Source organism: Treponema sp. R80B11-R83G3 (genome assembly GCF_054786115.1).
The window spans coordinates 1-825 of the sequence record NZ_BDHF01000326.1 but is presented as its reverse complement, the minus strand read 5'-3'; the positions used below and the strand labels follow the sequence as shown (position 1 = coordinate 825).

Sequence of the window (825 nt, the reverse complement as noted above, 5' to 3'; positions counted from 1 at the left end):
GGGGGTAATAGGGAGTAATAGGGAGTAATAAGTATTGACATAATTTCTTATCTGGTATAGAATTAGAGCAATAGGGAGTACTACAGGGTAATAGGGAGTAATGGGGTACGAACTCTGGTAACGCTGTCGGGTATGCTTACGCTTACAAGGTTCCTGCAATCGTCAAATGCCCCGCCCTCAATGCTGGTAACGCTGTCCGGTATGCTTACGCTGGTAAGGCTGTAGCAGTTTTTAAAAGCTAAAATCCCAATGACGGTAACACCGTTTCTTATGGTTACGCTGGTAAGGTTGGGGCAGTACCAAAAAGCCCCATATCCAAAGTTTGTAACGCCGCTGCCTATGGTTACGCTCTGAAGGCCGGTGCAGTTGCTAATAGCGCTATCTCCTATGGTTTTAACGCTGTCCGATATGCTTATGACGGTAAGTCCATGACAGCCGCTCAAAGCGCGCTCCCCAATGCTGATAAGGCTGTCCGGCAAAGTTATGCCGACAAGCGTATCGCATCCGATATAATATGTATATTCCCAACCCTGATCGTAAACAACATTTGTAATACAAAAAGCCAAATCCGGCACGCTGGTTATCGTACTGCCGGAAAGGTCAAGGTTTACGTATTTGCCGCTGTTGGCGTTCAGCACCGAACCGACGCTTCCCGCTGTGACTGCTTCCCCACCAAGATCGCCCACGTTCAATTTAACAGTATAAGGCTCGAATTCGGTGTTGGCGCTTTGGGCGTTTAACCACGTCGAAAACTCGGCAACGGAGTTGAACGTGTAGACGGGGCCGACGCCTCTTACCGTAAGCGTCCCCGCGTTTAAACCGTAT

1 protein-coding gene is annotated in these 825 nt (G+C 48.7%); it reads right to left on the bottom strand.

What is annotated here, in order from left to right; genetic code table 11:
• Positions 1 to 80: 80 nt before the first annotated feature.
• Positions 81 to 825 (bottom strand): leucine-rich repeat domain-containing protein (locus tag ACYVRH_RS13645; RefSeq protein ID WP_461257435.1); only part of this gene is annotated, 745 nt, incomplete at its 5' end.